This is a genomic window from Brevundimonas sp. NPDC055812, from assembly GCF_053616535.1.
In genome coordinates, this window is sequence record NZ_JBSHDX010000001.1 from 221,676 (window position 1) to 237,900 (window position 16,225).

General features: G+C 69.6%; 12 protein-coding genes. 3 read left to right on the top strand and 9 right to left on the bottom strand.

The features are described 5' to 3' along the window. Positions 1-55: 55 nt before the first annotated feature. Together glyS and ACWGL1_RS01150 are read right to left on the bottom strand one after the other, a co-directional pair. Positions 56-2,263: a glycine--tRNA ligase subunit beta gene (glyS, locus tag ACWGL1_RS01145; RefSeq protein ID WP_452110939.1), complete on the bottom strand. Its 2,208-nt coding sequence runs from the start codon at positions 2,261-2,263 to the stop codon at positions 56-58. Further along, positions 2,263-3,162, bottom strand: coding sequence for a glycine--tRNA ligase subunit alpha (locus ACWGL1_RS01150; protein WP_003165881.1), 900 nt, complete (start codon positions 3,160-3,162; stop codon positions 2,263-2,265). Before ACWGL1_RS01150 ends, glyS begins: the two co-directional genes overlap by 1 nt. 111 nt (positions 3,163-3,273) lie before the next feature. Between ACWGL1_RS01150 and ACWGL1_RS01155 the strand changes: the two genes are divergently transcribed. After that, on the top strand, positions 3,274-4,023 hold the full coding sequence (locus ACWGL1_RS01155; RefSeq protein ID WP_452110940.1) for a polysaccharide deacetylase family protein: 750 nt from the start codon (positions 3,274-3,276) through the stop codon (positions 4,021-4,023). On the opposite strand, the gene ACWGL1_RS01160 is transcribed toward ACWGL1_RS01155, so the two are convergent. The 4 genes from ACWGL1_RS01160 to ACWGL1_RS01175 form a co-directional block, all read right to left on the bottom strand. Next, positions 4,020-4,913, bottom strand: coding sequence for a hypothetical protein (locus ACWGL1_RS01160; RefSeq protein ID WP_338576574.1), 894 nt, complete (start codon positions 4,911-4,913; stop codon positions 4,020-4,022). The genes ACWGL1_RS01155 and ACWGL1_RS01160 overlap by 4 nt on opposite strands. A gap of 34 nt (positions 4,914-4,947) precedes the next feature. Then, on the bottom strand, positions 4,948-5,844 hold the full coding sequence (locus tag ACWGL1_RS01165) for a 4-(cytidine 5'-diphospho)-2-C-methyl-D-erythritol kinase (RefSeq protein ID WP_338576576.1): 897 nt from the start codon (positions 5,842-5,844) through the stop codon (positions 4,948-4,950). Positions 5,845-5,851: 7 nt separating this feature from the next. Beyond that, positions 5,852-7,732, bottom strand: a complete 1,881-nt coding sequence (locus tag ACWGL1_RS01170; RefSeq protein WP_452110941.1) for a tetratricopeptide repeat protein — start codon at positions 7,730-7,732, stop codon at positions 5,852-5,854. A gap of 233 nt (positions 7,733-7,965) precedes the next feature. Beyond that, positions 7,966-9,621 (bottom strand): electron transfer flavoprotein-ubiquinone oxidoreductase, encoded by a 1,656-nt coding sequence (locus ACWGL1_RS01175; protein ID WP_452111124.1) that lies wholly within the window; start codon positions 9,619-9,621, stop codon positions 7,966-7,968. Positions 9,622-9,810: 189 nt separating this feature from the next. On the opposite strand from ACWGL1_RS01175, the gene ACWGL1_RS01180 reads away from it, so the two are divergent. Together ACWGL1_RS01180 and ACWGL1_RS01185 are read left to right on the top strand one after the other, a co-directional pair. Further along, positions 9,811-10,620: a uracil-DNA glycosylase gene (locus ACWGL1_RS01180; RefSeq protein WP_452110942.1), complete on the top strand. Its 810-nt coding sequence runs from the start codon at positions 9,811-9,813 to the stop codon at positions 10,618-10,620. 95 nt (positions 10,621-10,715) lie between these two features. Further along, positions 10,716-12,425 carry a lytic transglycosylase domain-containing protein gene (locus tag ACWGL1_RS01185; RefSeq protein WP_452110943.1) on the top strand — a complete coding sequence of 570 codons (1,710 nt, stop codon included), beginning with the start codon at positions 10,716-10,718 and terminating at the stop codon, positions 12,423-12,425. A gap of 201 nt (positions 12,426-12,626) precedes the next feature. Here ACWGL1_RS01185 and ACWGL1_RS01190 read toward each other — a convergent pair whose 3' ends face one another. The 3 genes from ACWGL1_RS01190 to ACWGL1_RS01200 all read right to left on the bottom strand — a co-directional run bounded on the left by ACWGL1_RS01190 (position 12,627) and on the right by ACWGL1_RS01200 (position 16,221). After that, the gene (locus ACWGL1_RS01190; protein ID WP_452110944.1) at positions 12,627-13,283 is read right to left on the bottom strand and encodes a glutathione S-transferase; all 657 of its coding nucleotides are present in this window, start codon (positions 13,281-13,283) and stop codon (positions 12,627-12,629) included. 27 nt (positions 13,284-13,310) lie between these two features. Beyond that, positions 13,311-13,631, bottom strand: a complete 321-nt coding sequence (locus ACWGL1_RS01195; RefSeq protein WP_291777693.1) for a DMT family transporter — start codon at positions 13,629-13,631, stop codon at positions 13,311-13,313. Positions 13,632-13,845: 214 nt separating this feature from the next. After that, entirely contained in the window at positions 13,846-16,221 is a 2,376-nt protein-coding gene (locus ACWGL1_RS01200) for a TonB-dependent receptor (RefSeq protein WP_452110945.1), read from the bottom strand. Between the last annotated feature and the right edge of the window lie 4 nt (positions 16,222-16,225).

A 16,225-nucleotide genomic window follows, 5' to 3' on the forward strand; every position in this document is an offset into this window, starting at 1 on the left:
TCATCCGTCAGGCTCCGCCTGCCACCTTCTCCCACAAGGGGAGAAGGACGATGGATCAGCCCGCGATCTGGCCGAAGTCGGCGACACGGTTCATCACGCCGCGCACCTGGCCCAACAGCTTCAGGCGGTTTTCGCGCTCTTCGGCCACGTCGGAGTTGACCATGACGGCGGTGAAGAAGGCGTCCACCGGACCGCGCAGGGCGGCCAGGGCCGTCATGGCGGCGGCGAAGTCCTCGGCCTCCAGCGCGGCGTCCACGGCCGAGGCGGCGGCGGCGGCGGCGAAGGCCAGGGCGGTCTCTTCCTCCGGCTGGTTCGGCAGGCCGGTGGCGACCGCGCCTTCCGGCAGCGGCCCCTTCTTCTCCTCGGCCTTGAGCAGCTGGGCGGCGCGCTTGTAGCCCGCCAGCAGGTTCGCCCCGTCGTCCGTGGCCAGGAAGGCGGCCAGCGCCTCCACCCGACGCACGATCCGCACCAGATCGTCGTCGCCCAGCGCGAAGACGGCCGCCACGAGGTCGTGACGCTGGCCCTTGTCGCGCAGCAGGACGGTCAGGCGGTCGGCGAAGAAGGCGAGAACGTCCCAGCCAAGCTGCGTGAGGCCAGCCTGATAATCCAGTGCGCCATGCCGCCAGTCGGCATCATCAGCCCCGTCAAGCATGGCCGCGATACGGATGCGATCCGCTTCGACCTCTTCCTTGCCCAGAACCGCCATACGAACCACAGAGGCGCGATCATAGTTCGGCAGCTTCTCAAGATTGCGCATGCCTGACAGGTATTCGCCAGCGACGAACGCCATGCCCTGCAACGGCATCCGCACCCCGTTCTCCAGCACCAGCCGGATCACGCCCAGCGCCGCGCGGCGCAGCGCATAGGGATCCTTCGACCCCGTGGGCTTTTCGTCGATGGCGAAGAAGCCGACCAGGGTGTCCAGCTTTTCAGCCATGGCGACGGCGACGGTGACCGGGGCGGTCGGGACGGTGTCGCCCGGTCCCTGCGGCTTGTAGTGGTCGCGGATGGCGTCGGCCACGGCGTCGGGCTGACCGGCCAGGCGGGCGTAGTAGCCGCCCATGATCCCCTGCAGTTCCGGGAACTCGCCCACCATGCCCGAGGCCAGGTCGGCCTTGGACAGGCGTGCGGCCTGTTCCGCCTGAGCCGGATCGGCGCCGACCAGCGGCGCGATCTCACGCGCCAGCGCCGCGATGCGGTCCACCCGCTCGGACAGCGTGCCCAGTTTGGCGTGGAAGGTGACGTCCTTCAGCTTGGCGTTCCAGGCGTCGAAGCCGACCTTCTGGTCCTCGGTCCAGAAGAACTCGGCGTCGCTGAGGCGGGCCGACAGCACCTTGGCGTTGCCGGCGGCCAGGGCCGCGCCGCCGTCGGTCGCCTCGACGTTGGCGACGACGACGAAGTGCGGCGCCAAGCCTTCCTTGCCCGGTTCGCGCACGGCGAAATACTTCTGGTGCACCTTCATCGACAGCTGGACCACTTCCGGCGGCAGGGCCAGGAACTGCGGGTCCATGTCGCCCAGGATCGGCGTCGGCCATTCGGCCAGACCGGACACCTCGTCCAGCAGGCCGTCGTCATCGACCAGAGCCAGCCCCTTGGCCGCGCACACGGCGCGAGCGCCCTCGAGGATGCGCAGCTTGCGGTCGGCGGCGTCCAGCAGGACGAAATTGCGCTCCAGCTTCTGGCGATAGTCGGCGAAGTCCTTGACCGCGAACGGCTGACCCGCGCCCATGAAGCGGTGGCCCTCGGTCACGTCGCCGCTCTGGATGCCGTCCACCTCGAACGGGATCACCGCCCCGTCGAACAGGGCCAGGATGCGCTTGATCGGCCGCACCCAGCGCAGGGTTCCCGTGCCCCAGCGCATCGACTTGGGCCAGGGGAAATGGCGGATGATGTCGTCGACGCTCTCGGCCACGACTTCGGTGGTCGCGCGGCCCTTGCTGCTGATTTCGGCGAACCAGACGCCGTCGCGCTCGACCAGTTGGTCCTGCGTCAGGCCGGTCTTGCGCAGGAAGCCTTCCAGCGCCTGTGCGGGGGCCGAGGTCTTCGGCCCCTTCAGCTCTTCATTGCGGTCGGGCGTGGCGGCGGGCAGGCCGTCGATGACCAGCGTCAGGCGGCGCGGCCCAGCGTAGGTCGTCAGCGCGTCCCAGGTCAGGCCCGCGGCCTTCAGACGGTCGGACGCCATGCGCTCAAGGTCGCGCGCAGCGCCGGGCTGCATACGGGCGGGGATTTCTTCGGAGAAGATTTCGAGGAGAAGCTGGGACATCAGGCGGTCGCCCGTTCGTGTTCGACTTGAGCGAGGGCGCAGGCTTTGCACAGGTCGCGGATGCGGCCGATGTAGCTCTGGCGTTCGGCGACGGCGATGGCGCCGCGGGCGTCCATCAGGTTGAACAGGTGCGAGGCCTTCAGCACCTGGTCATAGGCGGCCAGCACCAGCGGCTGCCCTTGCGGCCCCTTCATGGTCAGGAAGTGGGCGGCCTCGCGCTCCATGTCCTCAAAGCGGCGCTTCAGCGCGGCGACGTCATAGCCGTGGAAGTTGGCTTCCGACTGCTGGCGCTCGTTCTCGAGGAAGACTTCGCCGTAGGTCAGCCCCTCCTTGTTGAACTTCAGATCATAGACGTTGTCGACGCCCTGAACATACATGGCCAGACGCTCCAGCCCGTAGGTCAGCTCGCCAGACACCACGTCGACCTCGATGCCGCCGACGCCCTGGAAATAGGTGAACTGCGTCACCTCCATGCCGTCGCACCAGACCTCCCAGCCCAGCCCCCAGGCGCCGACGGTGGGGTTCTCCCAGTCGTCCTCGACGAAGCGGATGTCGTGCAGGCTCGGGTCGATGCCGATGGCGCGCAGGGAGTTCAGATACAGCTCCTGCAGGTTGTCGGGGTTCGGCTTCAGGATGACCTGATACTGATAATAGTGCTGCAGCCGGTTGGGGTTCTCGCCATAGCGGCCGTCGCCGGGACGGCGCGACGGCTGGACATAGGCAGCCTTCCACGGCTTCTTGCCCAGCGCCCGCAGCACGGTGGCGGGATGCAGGGTGCCGGCGCCGACCTCGATGTCATAGGGCTGCAAAATGGCGCAGCCCTGCTCGCTCCAATAGTGGTGCAGGGTCAGGATCAGGTCCTGAAACGAGAGAGGTTCAGCAGCGGCCACGGTCGACATTTCGGTCCGATTTCGGGAGGCGCGGACCATAGGGCCGCCACGCTTCGCCAGCAAGGCGAGGCGGTGCAATCCTTCACCCTTCTGCAAGCGCCGATGCGCTAGAAGGCGGCCATGATGCAGCAACGGATCGATCAGATGCGCCGCCGGGCGGCGCGCTACCTGGGCGTCAGGCCGACGACAGTCGCGCCTGCGCGCGGGATTCTCAGCCTCAGCTTCGACGACTTCCCGGCCAGCGCCTGGACCGAGGCGGGGCCGATCCTGGCTGAACACGGGATCAGGGCGACCTATTACGTCGCGGGCGGACTGTGCGGCGGCGAGAACATCGGCAAGCCCCAGTTCGAGGTCGAACACCTGCAGGCCGCGCATGAGGCGGGGCACGAGATCGGCTGCCACACCTTCGACCACGTCAGCGTCCTGCGCCTGAGCCCCGCCGAACTGACGGACCAGTTGGCGAAGAACGCCGCCTGGGTCGCCGAACGGCTGGACGGCCACGTCATGACCACCTTCGCCTGGCCCTTCGGCGACGTGGCCCTGGGCGCCAAGGCGGTGATCGACGAGCGCTTCCTGCTGGGGCGCGGCGTGCGCGACGGGGTCAACGCCGGACGCGCCGACCGGGCCAGTCTGCAGGCCATCGGCCTAGAAGCGCGCCGCCTGCCCCACTATGATCTTGAGGCCCTGGTCGCCGGCGCTGTGGAGGCGCCCGGCTGGCTGATCGCCTATGGCCATGATGTCGAGAGCGCCCCCACCCCCTACGGCTGCACGCCCGAGGATCTGGACCGCCTGATCCGCCTAGCCAAAACGGCCGGGCTGGAGATCCTGCCGGTCGGCGAGGCGTGGGAGCGGTTGGGCCGCGACGCCTAGATCAGGCCCTTCGCCTCGGCCCAGCGGATCAGGGGCCTGCGCGGCCAGCACAACAGCCAGGAGCAGGCGGCGTATTCGCCCTTCTCGATCATGGCGCGGCGCGTGGGCGAGGAGGCGGAGGCGCGCTCGTCATGAATCTCGCCGCCGCCCTGATGGATCATGAAGGCGCCGTTGTTCACGGGCGTGGTCCGCAGATAGGTCAGGCGCGGGCTGATGGTCTCCAGCGGCGGATCGAAGAACCAGCTGGAGCCGATGACGCCCGCCAGTTCCGGCCGCGTCTTCAACAGGGCGGCGGCGGCGGCCCAGTTGCGCTCCCAACCCGCCTCGTTGAAGTCCGACAGGTCGCGCGCCTCCGTATGCGTCTCCAGCCAAGGTCGCCAGCCGCCCGCCTGGACCCAGCCGATCAGCGGACCGGGACCACGCCCGCCCAGCATGTGCCGCACCACTAGCCCCGGCCCGACGGGCGAGGACAGGTCCAGCATCTGGGTGTTGCTGCCCGGCACGCTGAGCGCCAGTGAGACGCGCACGTCCTTGGCCCAGAAGTCGGGATCATACGGGTCCGCCCCGCTGTCCAGATAGGCCGCCAGCCGGTCCACATAGGTCGGATAGCCCGCCAGCACGGCCTGCGGCAGGCGCTCGGCGGCGATGCGGCCGGGCAGCTCCAGCGCCCAGGCGGCGATCAGGCCGCGCCTCTGGTCGTCGTTCGCACCCTCGCCCAGCAGGCCGTCGACGGTGCGGGCGGCCAGTTCGAAGTCCCAGTGCGGCGCAACCTCAGCGGCGGCGCGGGCGGCGGCGTCCTTGATCTCTTCGACGCGGGCGCGGTCGGCGGGCGACAGGCGCGACAGGGCGCGTTCAAAGGCGGCGGTCTGTTCGGGCGAGAACTGGGTCATGACGCCAGCTTGGCCGCAGGGGCTGTAAATCCGGTTAAATTACCGGACGCGGTTCGATATCCGGCGCGCCCAGCACCACCGGCCGCGCCCACCAGCCCGGCCGATCCAGGGCGAAGGCCGCCTCGATCGCCGCCGCCCGATCGTCGAACAGGCCGAAAACCGTCGCGCCCGATCCCGACATCCGCGTCAGGCGACAGGCCGTCGCGGCGCGCATGGCGGCCAGCGCCTCCCCTATACCCGGCGTGACGGCCAAGGCGGGCGCCTCCAGATCGTTTCTCTGCGCCGCCAGCCAGGCGATGACGGAGGCGACGGACCAGTCGGCGGGCGACGCGGGGCGGTCCGCCGCCTTCGGGGCCGCGTCATAGGCGTGGTAAACCCCGCCCGTCGGCGACGGCAGGCCGGGGTTCAGCAACACGCCATGCAGCGTCGGCAGACGTGGCTCGTCCTCCAGCACCTCTCCGATCCCCGACGCCCAGGCCGGACGCGCGCGCAGGCACATGGGGCCGTCCGCTCCGGCGGCCAGGGCGAGGCGCTCCAGTTCCGCCGCAGGCATGTCGAGATTCAGCAGGCGCGCGGTCAGCCGCAGCGCCGCCCCCGCGTCCGCCGAGCCACCGCCAAGGCCCGCCGCGATGGGCAGACGCTTGTCCAGGGTCACGGCCACGGGCGGTTCGCCGATCCCCGCCGCCTCGCCCAGGGCGCGCAGGGCCTTGAGGATCAGATTGTCCCCCTGCCCGTCCAGACCCGCCGCGAACGGCCCCTCGACCGTCAGGGACAGGGCCTCGGCGCGGCGCACCGTCACCCGGTCGCCGACGTCGGCGAAGACGGCCAGGCTGACCAGAGGGTGATAGCCGTCGGCCTGCACCGGCCCGACATGCAGCAGCAGATTGATCTTGGCCGGCGCCAGGCCGCTCAGCGCATCGGAAACAGACATGGCGGCGTCAGTCGGTCGCGCCGCCTGCGGACCCCAGCCCCTTGTCCCCGGTCGGGTCCTGGCCCAGGCGGTCGCGCAGCTTGCCTTCGACCTCGGCCTTGCGCTTGTCGTCGACGTCCAGGGTCAGGACGCGGTTCCACTGGAAGCCCGCCTCGCGTTGACGCCCGACGGCCCAATAGGCGTCGCCCAGGTGGTCGTTGATCTCGGCGTTGGCGGGCTCCTTGTCGACGGCGCCCTCCAGATTGACCACCGCCGCCTCATACTGTCCCTGACGGAACTGGGCCCAGCCGAGGGAGTCCTGGATGTTGCCGTCCTTGGGCTCGGCGGCGTGGGCGCGGGCGATCATGGCGGCGCCTTCCTGCACCCGCGCGCCCGTGTCGACCCACAGATAGCCGAGGTAGTTCAGCAGGGTCGGATTGTCGGGCTGCATCTGCAGGGCGGCCCACAGCTCGGCCTCGGCCTCGGTGTCCCGATCAAGGGATTCATAGGCGGCGCCGCGCAGGAAATGGACCTCATAGCCCTGATCCGCCGTATTCAGCAGCGGACCGTTCAGCAGGTCCAGCGCCTCTTCATAGCGGTTCATCTGCATCAGCTGCCCGGCCAGCATATAGGCCACGCCCGCCTCGTCGGGGCGGACAGCGGCGGCGCGGCGTAGTTCGGCCAGGGCCTCATCGTCGCGACCCGCCTTGCCCAGGCTGATGGCCGTCTGGATGCGGGCGGCGGCGTAGAGGGCGGGCGAGGCCTCGCTGACCTGGGCCAGGGCGGCGCGGCCCGCCGGTTCGATCCCCCCCTGAATCAGGGTCTGGCCGACCAGAAGCTGGGTGTTGTCGCTCGGGTCCAGATTCTGGGCCAGGCGCAGGTAGACGACGCCGAACTCATGGGCGCGCTGGGCGATCATCTGATCCGCAGCCGTGCGCAGCGCCTGGGCCGCGCCCTCGCGGAAGCTCGGCAGGGCGGGCGGACGGCCCTTGGCCAGCACCCGCTCGCGTCCCTGAATCACGCGACGGTCAGCCGTTCCGGCGGTGACGGCGGCGTCATACTGGACCAGGGCCTCGTCGCGGCGGCCGCGCCGCTCCAGGAACTCGCCATAGGGCTGGCGGAACAGGGCGCCGGCGATGGCGTGGCTGGTCAGGTCGCGCCACTCGGCGTCGGCCTCGTCATAGCGGCGGCGCTGCTCCAGCAGGCGGGCGCGGTTGCTGCGCGCCACCAGGGCGCTGACCGGATCGAAACCGGTCGGCGGCATGGCCAGGGCGCGGTCCCAATCCTTGGCCGCCGCCGCGATCCACCCCTGGACGTAGAAGCCCGCGCGGTCGTGCGGTTCGCCCACGGGGGCGGCCTTCAGCAGATCGTCGGCGCGCCGGGCGTCGCCCCCGGCGTAGGCCTGCACCGCCTGAACCAGGCGCCCGGCCTGGACGATGACCGGCGAGACCTCGGGATCGGTCGGGGCGATGCGGCCCGCCTCGTCCAGGTCTCCGGCCAGGAGGGCGGCGGTGAAGGCCTGTTCGCGCACGCGCGGCTGTTCCGGCGTCAGGGCGTAGACGCGGGCCAGATAGGCCGCCCCGACCGCGCTCTCGCCGCTGGTCAGGGCGTTGCGCGCCGCCAGATAGAGGCCGTAGGCGCTGTTCTTCTGGGCGTCGAGCGGGATCGGCGCCCACACGGCGGGAATGGGCGCGACCTTCGGCTCTTCGGGCGTTTCGGGCTCGTCGGCGATGATGATGTGCGGAACGGGGTCGCCGTTCGGTTCGACGTCCTGCGCGTGCGCTGGGGCTTCGACCGGCGTTTCCGGCGCGGGTTCAGGCGCCTCCTGCGCCGGCGACGGCGCGGCCAGAGACAGCGCAAGGGCGGAGACAGCCAGGAACAGGACAGGGCGAGAAGAGACGAAACGCATGGCCGGACCCTTCACGCTTTCCCTTTCGCCCGCAAGATGAAGCGAAGGAAAAGCAGCGCGACGTTTCTCCCTCCCCTTCATGGGGAGGGTGGTCGGAGCGCAGCGACGACCGGGTGGGGACGGCCAGGTGATCCTGGACGCCGTGCTTGATTTGCTAGCCGCCCACACCCGGCTTCGGCCTGACGGCCTCAGCCACCCTCCCCATGAAGGGGAGAGAGAAGCCGCGCGGCGGCTTACATGTTCGGATAGTTCGGGCCGCCGCCGCCTTCGGGGGTGGTCCAGACGATGTTCTGCGACGGGTCCTTGATGTCGCAGGTTTTGCAGTGGACGCAGTTCTGGGCGTTGATGACGAAGCGCGGATCGGCGCGGTTCGCCTCGTCCGCATAGACGACCTCGTACACCCCGGCCGGGCAATACAGCCGCGCCGGCTCGCCGTATTTCGGCAGGTTGACGTTGATCGGCACGGACGGGTCTAGCAGCTTCAGGTGCGCGGGCTGGTCCTCGGCGTGATTGGTGTTGGAGATGAAGACGCTCGACAGCTTGTCGAACGACAGCTTCCCGTCCGGCTTCGGATAGACGATCGGCTTGTGCTGCGAAGCGGGCTCGGTCGAGGCCGCATCGGTCTTGCCGTGGCGCAGGGTGCCGAAGAAGGAGAAGCCGCCCGTCAGGTGGTTGACCCACAGGTCGAACATGCCGACCGCCCCGCCCATCATGGTGCCCAGCTTGGACAGCAGCGGCTTGGCGTTGCGGACGACCTTCAGCTCCTTATGGACCCACGAGCGCAGATAGGCGGCCTGATAGGCGTCGAGCACGTCGCCCGAACGGCCTTCCATGACGGCGTCATAGGCGGCGTCGGCGGCCAGCATTCCGGTCTTCATGGCGTTGTGGCTGCCCTTGATGCGCGGCACGTTCACAAAGCCCGCCGAACAGCCGATCAGGGCGCCGCCGGGGAAGGCCAGCTTGGGCACCGACTGGAAGCCGCCCTCGGTGATGGCGCGGGCGCCGTAGGAGACGCGCGTGCCGCCTTCCAGATGCTCGGCGATGGCCGGGTGGTGCTTGAACTGCTGGAACTCGTCGAACGGCGACAGGAAGGGGTTCTTGTAGTTCAGGTGGACGACGAAGCCGACGGACACATAGCGATCGCCGAAGTGGTACAGGAACGAGCCGCCGCCCGTCTTGTCGTCCAGCGGCCAGCCGGTGGTGTGCTGGACCAGGCCGGGCTGGTGCTTCTCGGCCGGGATCTGCCACAGCTCCTTCAGGCCGATGCCGAACTTCTGGGGATCGGCGGCGTCGCACAGGTTGTGGCGGGCCATGATGGTCTTGGCCAGCGAGCCGCGCACGCCCTCGGCGATGAAGACGTATTTGCCGTGCAGTTCGAGGCCGGGCTGGAACTCGCCGGTCGGCTTGCCCTCGCGGTCGATGCCGAAGACGCCGGCGACGACGCCCTTCACCCGGCCGGTCCCTTCTTCCCAGACCACATGGCTGGCGGCCATGCCGGGATAGACTTCGACGCCCAGCGCCTCGGCCTGCTCGGCCAGCCAGCGCGCGACATTGCCCAGCGAGGCGATGTAGCAGCCGTCGTTGTGCATGAAGGGCGGCATGGCGAACATCGGCAGGGAGGCCTGCCCCTGCGGGCCCAGCACCAGGAATTTGTCCTTGGTCACCGGCGTATCCAGCGGGGCGCCGCGTTCCTTCCAGTCGGGGAAGAGCTCGTTCAGCGCCCTGGGGTCGATCACCGCGCCCGACAGGACGTGGCCGCCGATCTCGGCCGACTTCTCCAGCACGGCGACGGAGATGTCCTTGCCGTCCTTCTCGGCCCGCTGTTTCAGGCGGATGGCGGCGGACAAGCCGGCGGGGCCGCCGCCGACGATGACGACGTCATATTCCATGACCTCGCGCTCGACGCCCGCCAAGGCCTCCAGCGGCGGCAGATTATCGATGACGGCTTCCTGCCATGCGTTCCTGGCGCCGCCTTCGATCATTTCCTCAGCCATGTCCCCTGAATCCTCGTTGTCGTCGTGGTTATCCGCCTTATCGTGAGGTGACGCGACGGCGGTCAAGGCTTATTGCCTTGATAGATGAACGCCCAACCCTTGGACATGGCCGCAACCGAAGCCCTGCTCGCCTTCTGGCGCGATGCGGGCGTGGACGCCTGTTACGAAGATGCGCCGATCGACCGCACCGTCTTCGTGGCCCCCGTCGCGGCTAAGGGTCCGGCCACGATCACGCCCCTGCGCGTGCCCGGCGGCGCGCCGTCCGCCGGCGAGGCGGCGGCCGAGGCGCGGCGGCTGGCCGCCGCGGCGACCACCCTGGACGAATTGGCCGAGGCGATCGCCGCCTTCGAGGGCTGCCCCCTGCGCGGAATGGGCGCGCGTCAGGCCGTGTTCGCGCGCGGCAATCCGCAAGGGTCGCTGATGATCGTCGGCGAAGGCCCCGGCGCCGAGGAGGACGCGCGCGGCCAACCCTTCGTCGGCAAGGCGGGTCAGCTTCTGGACCGCATCCTGACGGCGGCGCACCTGCTGGACGAAGCCTTCATCACCAACACCGTCTTCTGGCGCCCGCCGGGCAACCGCACCCCGACGCCCCAGGAACAGGCCGCCTGCGCCCCCTTCGTCGAGCGGACCCTGGCCCTGCTGAAGCCGAAGGCGGTGCTGCTGGTCGGGGCGGCGGCGGCCAAGGCGGTGCTCAAGACCGACGACGGCATCATGCGCACCCGCGGCCAATGGCGCGAATGGCGATCAGCCGAAGGCGGAATCGCCGCGCCCGTCATGGCCACCCTCCACCCCGCCTTCCTGCTGCGTCAGCCGCAGGCCAAGGGGCTGGTTTGGAAGGACATTCTGGATTTGTCCGCTCGCCTGCGCGGCGAAGTGGTTGAGCCGGGCGCCTGATTCAGGCATCCTGCGTCCTTGGAGACCAGTCCGCAGAGCGTCGTAGAATCCCGAATCGAGACGGGGCCGACGCCGACGAAGGGGGCCGCCGCGTCATGTATTCTTTCCGCCGGACGCGTCATGCGTCCCTGTTCGCCTTCGCCCTTTGCGCCACGGCTGCGACCGTCGCCCATGCCGAGGACGTCGATGCCTCCCGCCCCTACGCCGTAGGCGACGCCGAGACGAGCGCGGACGCCTCGCCGTCGCCTACGGCGCTGAGCAGCGAGGACCGCCTCAGCTACACCACCGCCTTCGACGCCCTGCGGCGCGGCGACCTGGAGCTGGCCCGCGCCTCGGCGCGTCAGGCCAAGGACCGCGTCCTGCTGGGCCAGGTCGAGTTCGAGCGCCTGTTCCACCCCAGCCATGTCGCCACCTATGAAGAGCTGACGGCCTGGCTCGAGACCTATTCCGACCTGCCGATGGCCGATCGGGTCTATACGCTGGCCATGCGCCGCCTGCCCGACGGCGCGGCCGAGCCGAAGCGGCCCGGCGGCCTTCTGACCCGCACCTGGGCCAGCCTGACCAGCTCCGGCTCTGGCGACGGCGGCGTCAACGACCCGGCCAAGGCGGCGCGCGTGGCCCTGAACAACGACGACCTGCCCGGCGCCTACGCCATGGGCCAGCAGATCGGCGACTGGTGGACGGCGGGTCTGGCCGCCTGGCGGATGGAGCAGCACTCCGACGCCTTTCGCGCTTTCGAGCATGTCGCCCAGGACCCGACCGAGGATCCGTGGGTCCGTTCGGGCGGCGCCTTCTGGGCGGCGCGGGCGGCGGGCCAGTCGGGGCGCCAGGACCGCGTGGCCGAGTATCTGCGTCAGGCCGCGCGCTGGCCGGCCACCTTCTACGGCCAGATCGCCCTGCGCCAGCTCGGCGAGGAGCCGGTGATCGAGAACCAGGGGCCGCGCCCCTATGAGGCGACGCTGCAGCGCGCCTCCCTGACGCCCGAGCCTCTCGGCGTCGACACGCGCGCGCTCAACGCCTTCATCCAGTCGGACGAGGACGCCCGCCGCACCGTGGCCCTGTACGAAGTCGGCCGTCGCAACGACGCCGAACTGGCGGCCCGCAACGGCCTGCGCGCCGCCAGCGGCGACAGCGCCGCGCGCCAGATGTGGGTCGGCCTGTATCGCCTGGTCGCGCCGGGCCGCGCCGCCCAGTCCGAGGCCGGCCGCATCGACGCCCTGCGCTATCCGATGCCGGACCTTCAGCCGATGGGCGGCTTCACCATCGAGAAGGCGCTCGTCTACGCCATCGCGCGCAAGGAGACGGACTTCAACGCCAACGCCCGTTCCGGCGCCGGCGCCTATGGACTGATGCAGGTGATGCCGACCACGGCCGCGCACATGACCGGCGACCAGGGCTATGTCCGCTCGCCCCAGCGTCTGCTGGACCCGGCGGTGAACATGAAGCTGGGCCAGGACTATGTGAACCGCCTGTTCCAGATCGAGTCCTTCCAGGGCGACCTGCTGAAGGCCGTGGCCTCCTACAACGCCGGGCCGGGGCCGATGCTGGCGGCGATCCGCAAGCTGGGCGCCGACGCCGATCCCCTGCTGCTGATCGAGACGATCGACGTGCCTCAGGCGCGCGAATACGTCGAGAAGGTCGTCGCGGCCTACTGGATCTATCAGCGCATGATGGGCGGACCGGTGCAGACGCTGGACGCCGTGGCCTCGGGCGCGCGCGCCGTGCCGATCCGCCTGGACTATGTTCCGCCCGCCCCGGCGCCCCTGCAGGTGGCCGAGGCCGTGCTGGGCGCCGGCTCGCGCTAGAACAATGATCTGAGGCGCGGCCTCAGATCATCAGGGACGCCAGCGAGGCCCAGACCAGGGCCAGGACGATAGCCGCCAGGCCATAGGCGCGCGCCGTGCGCGCCCAATCGGTGTTTCTGCTGATCGTACGCATGGCTCCGCCCCTCCGAGAACAAGCTGGACTGTAAGTCCGCTCTCTTAAACCCGCGTTCTCAGGATCGGTTAATCAACGTTAGATGACAGGGCCGCCGCCTCCCACTCGCGGAAGTGCGGCTGGGCCAGCAACGCGGCGACATAGGCGGCGGCCGTCCCGTCGTCGCCATGGGCCGACAGGTCGATCTGATAGTGGCGCACCCGCGCCGCCACGGGAGTGAAGAAGGCGTCGGCGATCGACCAGTCGCCGAACAGCCACGGCCCGCCTGCGCCGAAGCGGCCGCGCATCTGCGTCCACAGTTCGACCAGCCGCGCCAGCTCTCGGTCCAGCCTCGGATCGGACGGCGCCGTGCTGCGCGCTTCGCCCGTGATCGGATGGCCTGGACTCATGCCGCACAGGTCGCGCAGGGCGTGGAAGCCGGAGTGCATCTCGGCCGTCGCCGAACGGGCCAGGGCGCGCGCGATCGGATCGACCGGCCACAGATGCGCCTCGGGATAGCGTTCGGCCGCCCATTCGCTGATGGCCAGGGTGTCCCAGATCGTCTCGCCCTCGACCTTCAGCAGCGGCACGAAGCCCGAGGGCGACAGGCGCCGCAGTTCAGCCTTTTCAGCCTCGGAGCGATACCAGACCTCGCGCGTGTCGAAGACGGCGCCCGCGCGCCTCAACACCAGCCACGGCCGCAAGGACCAGGTGGAGAAGAGGCGCGGTCCGACGATCAGTTCCATGGCGAAGCTCCGAGGCTGTCGCCGCGTTTATTGGCTGGAAGCGAGCTTCAGCACAACCAGGCCGCTGACGATCAGGACGGCGCCGATGACGCGCATCGGCGTGACCGGCTCGCCCAGCACGGCGATGCCGACCAGGAAGGCCCCGACGGCGCCGATGCCGGTCCAGATCACATAGGCGGTGCCCAGCGGCAGCGTCTTCATCGCGATCGACAGCAGGCCGAAGCTGACGATCATGAAGCCGATGGTGCCGATGGTCGGCCAGGGCTTGGTGAAGCCCTCGGACGCCTTCATCAGGAAGGCCCAGACGATCTCGAACAGACCGGCGAGAAGGAGGAAGATCCAGGCCATGACGTGCTCCCTTGCATGGCGTGCCGGGTCGTCCCAGCGTCATGCCCAAGATGGGAGAGGTCGTCCTCTGATCCCGCCTATCTGGGACAGGCGGGTTTCAAGTCAAGGCTTGCATCCCGTGAAGGCTTTCGCAGGCGCAATATGCCGTCGGGTGGAGGCCATTTTGCATCAGTGGAGGGGGAGCAGGCGGCCCTCGCCTACCCCCCGCCTGTCATCAGCGCATGACGCGCAGGGTCACGCCCACCGTGCGCGGCGCCCCCAAGAAGGCGCCCAGCGTGCCCGTCTGGAACGGCGCGCCGAAGGCCACCTGGCGGTAGTCCTGATCGAACAGATTGCGGCCCCACAGCTCGACGCTCCAGGCGTCTTCGCGAGCTAGCGCGACGCGGCCGTCGACCAGCCAGAAGCCCGGCTGGCTCTTGGCCGGGTCCAGGTCCGAGCCGGTGTTGTATTCCGACGAATATTTGGCCGCCAGGGTGACGCGGCCCATCAGCCCCGCCGCCACCGGCCGCTCATAGGTTCCAGCCAGGGATCCGCTCCACAGCGGCGCGAAATTCATCCGCTTGCCCGCCAGCAGCGGCAGGCCCGGCACGGCGTCGTCGCCGTATTCCGTCTGGGCGTAGGTCAGGCCGCCCTGCAGCGACAGCCCCTCGAACGGCAGGAACATGAAGTCCGCCTCGACGCCCTTGGCCCGCACCTCGGGGATGGAGCGGACCAGGAAGGTCGTGCCCAGGAAGGTGTTCAGCTGGAAGTCGTCATAGGTCTGGCGGAAGGCCGCGGCCGAGACCAGCAGGCGCCGGTCCAGCATCACGCTCTTGACCCCCGCCTCAAAGGCGTCAGCGCTTTCCGCCGGGAAGGCGCGCGAGGCGTCGGGGACCAGATTGGTCTGCCCGCGATCCAGGTTGAAGCCGCCGTTCTTGCGCCCTCGCGACCAGGAGGCGTAGAGGCGCACGCCCTCGGTCGCCTTGAACTCGGCGCGGGCCATGCCGGTCCAGGCCTCGTCCTTGACCGTCTCCGACTGGCTCAGGCCGTTGAAGGCCGGGTTCGACCAGGGCAGACAGAGCATGACGTTGCTGACGCCGTTGGCCTGCGCCGCGGCGCAGGCCCGCCCGCCGTCAGTGTTGTGATAGGCGGCCGTCATCTCCTTGGTCTCATGGGTGCGGCGCAGGCCCCCGGTCAGGGTCAGGCGATCGGTCACGGCGTAGGAGACCTGACCGAACAGGGCGGCGCTCCGGGCCGTCTGCCAGTAGCGGTCCAACTGGCCCTCGCCCTCGACGAAGCTCGCGCCGACAGGAAGACCCGTGAGGCTGGACACATAGGTCGGATCACCCAGCGGGTTCGACGCTGAGCGCGACAGCAGGCGGCTGACATAGCCTTCGTAGTCGGCGCCGTAGAACAGGCTGTCGCGGCGGGTCAGCTTCTCATCGGCGAAGAAGGCGCCGGCCGACCAGTCCAGCTTTCCGCGCTGGCCCGACAGGCGGAACTCCTGCGTCAGGGTGCGGAAGCGGTTCGACCAGCTGCCGTCGTCCGGACGATAGGCCAGATCGGCCGAGGTGAAGTCCCAGTCCTGGCTGATGACGCCGCGCCAGTCGCGCACCGCCGAGGTGCTCTCCAGCGTCGCCCAGCCCAGGTCGGCGTTCAGGTGCAGGGCCAGGCCCTTGTCGCGGATGCGGGTGTTGGTGTCGCGGTTCGACCAGGCTGTGCGATCCCACGGCTTCGGCGACGCCGCCACGCCGCCGTCGGGCGCAAAGGTCGCCAGCAGGGGCGCCGTATCGCCGGTGACGATCTGCACGCCGACGCAGCAGCGCTCGTCCCGCTCGGTCCAGTCGGCGGTCAGACGGGCGGTCAGGTTCGGCGTGGCGCGCCACAGCAACTGACCGCGCACGGTGTCGTAATTCTCGGTCTGATCGTCGGTCGAGGTGCGCGGCCCCTCCCCGGTCTTCACGTCATAGAGGCCGTCGCGACGGCGCGCGGCGACATACAGCCGCCCGGCCAGAACCTCGTCCACGATCGGGCCGGTCAGGGAGACCGAACCGCCATGCGTCCCATAGTCGCCGAACGTCGCCTCGCCCGCCATGCGCGCGTCGAACGACGGCGCGGCGGTGACGACGTTGATGACGCCCGCCGAGGTGTTCTTGCCGAACAGGGTCGCCTGCGGGCCTTTGAGCACCTCGATGCGCTCGACCTCGCCCAGATCGCCCAGGGCGGCGCCGTTGCGCGGACGATAGACGCCGTCGATCATGACGCCGACCGAGCTTTCCACGCCCGGATTGTCGCCCACCGTGCCGACGCCGCGGATGCGGGCGGTGGTGAAGGTCTGGTTCGAGGTCGAGGCGACGATCAGGCCCGGCGCCAGAATCTGCAGATCCTTGATGTCGCGCACGCCGACGTCGTCCAGCAGGGGCTGGGCGGCCACCGTCAGCGACAGCGGCGTCGCCGCCAGAGGCGCCTCGCGCCGCTCGGCCGTCACCACGATCTCGGACACCTGGGTCGGTCCGGCGTCAGCGGGCGCACCCGCCAGAACAGGCGCGGCGAAAGCGAGCACGGACAGGGAGGCGGACGCGAGAGACGCGGCGCGAACAGCAGAAATCATGGGA